This window comes from Paenibacillus campinasensis (genome assembly GCF_002272015.1).
Classification (GTDB): domain Bacteria; phylum Bacillota; class Bacilli; order Paenibacillales; family Paenibacillaceae; genus Paenibacillus_AQ; species Paenibacillus_AQ campinasensis.
The window spans coordinates 1-760 of sequence record NZ_NPBY01000094.1 but is presented as its reverse complement, the minus strand read 5'-3'; the positions used below and the strand labels follow the sequence as shown (position 1 = coordinate 760).

General features: G+C 30.7%; 1 pseudogene. It reads right to left on the bottom strand.

The window, feature by feature from the left end:
* Positions 1 to 594 (bottom strand): annotated as a pseudogene (locus CHH67_RS24080) (hypothetical protein); the annotation flags it as partial.
* Between the last annotated feature and the right edge of the window lie 166 nt (positions 595 to 760).

The window sequence follows — 760 nt, the reverse complement described above, 5'->3', positions numbered from 1 at the left end:
TCTGTTATTATAATAGTTTAAAACCGGATTTAAAAGAATTATTCCCCATTCATGATTAATAGTGGCGGTTCTCGTTTTAATTGCCCCAACATCTTTAGTAGCTATATAATTCCAAGTAAAGTGACGATAAGCATCTCTTAACATAACATCATTAGGGTATTTTTTTAAAGCTTCCTCTCTTGCTGTATTAGCGTGGATGAATCCAATTTTGGTAATGTCTAATGCCGATAGTCCCTCATCTCGATCTAATACCCCTTCAATGTAGTTTCCTTTTCTCAGTTCGTTATAGTATTGATCATAATCACTAGATGATATTGAATATTCATCACCTGCTAGCTCTTTAACAATTTGTTCAGCTTCTAATCTATCATTTTGAGTTATTGTACTGTTGAATTCGTTTTCAAATTTATTAAATAGTTGATTCATTTCCTCTTTAGTAATAGGATCTAAATTTTGTAATTCTACGATTTGATTTTTTGGTACTAGAAATTCAAAATGGTTATTTTCGACTTGATTGGAAGAAGCAAAGATACTCACAGGAGATACCATGAAAATTGCACCAGCTAAAATAGTACTGAATATTCTCTTTTTCATCTAGATAATGCCTCCTTAAAATTAATTAGTAGACGATTTTTATGCACCTCCAAATAATAGTCTCACATATATGTTAACACAAAATAGGTAATTATATATCCCCTTTTTGGAAATAAATTAAATAATAAGCATTTTGCGTAAAATTTAGTGAACCCGCTTAGCCGTT